This window comes from Listeria grandensis (genome assembly GCF_014322885.1).
GTDB lineage: Bacteria > Bacillota > Bacilli > Lactobacillales > Listeriaceae > Listeria_A > Listeria_A grandensis.
This window is the reverse complement of record NZ_JAASUG010000035.1, coordinates 1-871: the sequence shown is the minus strand read 5'-3', so window position 1 is coordinate 871 and position 871 is coordinate 1. Positions and strand designations below refer to the sequence as shown.

Here is an 871-nt window from a genome sequence, read left to right as displayed (position 1 = left end):
CCTTATTTCCATTTAGAACTTATTTAACTGTTTCTTTAATAGTTGTTAGGACATTGTTTCCTGCGTCTAATACTTGTAGCTCATATTCTGCCCCTGCTTCTTTTAACGCTTTTACATCATAAATGTAAACACGATATCCTGCTTCTGTGACAGCTCCGTAACGAACAAATTCTCCATTTACATATAAGGCGATACGTTTCGCATCTTCAGAAAGCACCGATCCCGTAAGGTAGCTAGATTTTGTAGTCAAATCATCTGGTTCCACTGTTGTTTCTTTTGACTTGACAGTACTTGCTGTCAAATCACTTTTTTGTCCAGTAGCATCTTCTACTAATACATGGAATTGGTTACCGTGCGTTCTTAAGTGTGAAGCATCATATCCGTAAATTTTGAAGTCATTTCCTGTGATCGCACCATAACGAATAAATGCTCCATCAATATAAAGGGCAACTTTCGTAGCACCTGTTGGCACAGTTCCTGTAATATACCCTTCTCCTTTGTAGAAATCATTAATCGTCGGAGCTGCTAATTTAGAGTTACCTTTTGGTGAAACGATAGACGCTGTTTTTTCTCCTGCTACGTTTGTTGATGTCAGTGCAGCAATTTCAAAGATTTGTCCAGCAATTTTCAATTCAGGTGCACCACCTGCATAGATTCGGAATTCACCATTACTTGCCGCTGCTGTTTTGACAAGGACACCATTTACAAATAGCCCTACACGAGTTACTCCTGGCGATGTTGTTCCTGTAACGTAACCTGTTCCAGCAATATGTGTATCAATATTCGTAATTGTATCATTTACAAGTAATGCTTTGGCTTTATCTAGGTCCGCTTGTAAGGATTCCTTTACGGCTGGATCTGTTACAGCATC

At 39.3% G+C, this 871-nt stretch carries 1 protein-coding gene; it reads right to left on the bottom strand.

Annotated elements, in window-relative coordinates:
* Nucleotides 1-19: 19 nt before the first annotated feature.
* Nucleotides 20-871, bottom strand: an 852-nt coding sequence (locus HCJ54_RS15295) for an immunoglobulin-like domain-containing protein (protein WP_342354473.1), incomplete at its 5' end; no start/stop codon positions are given.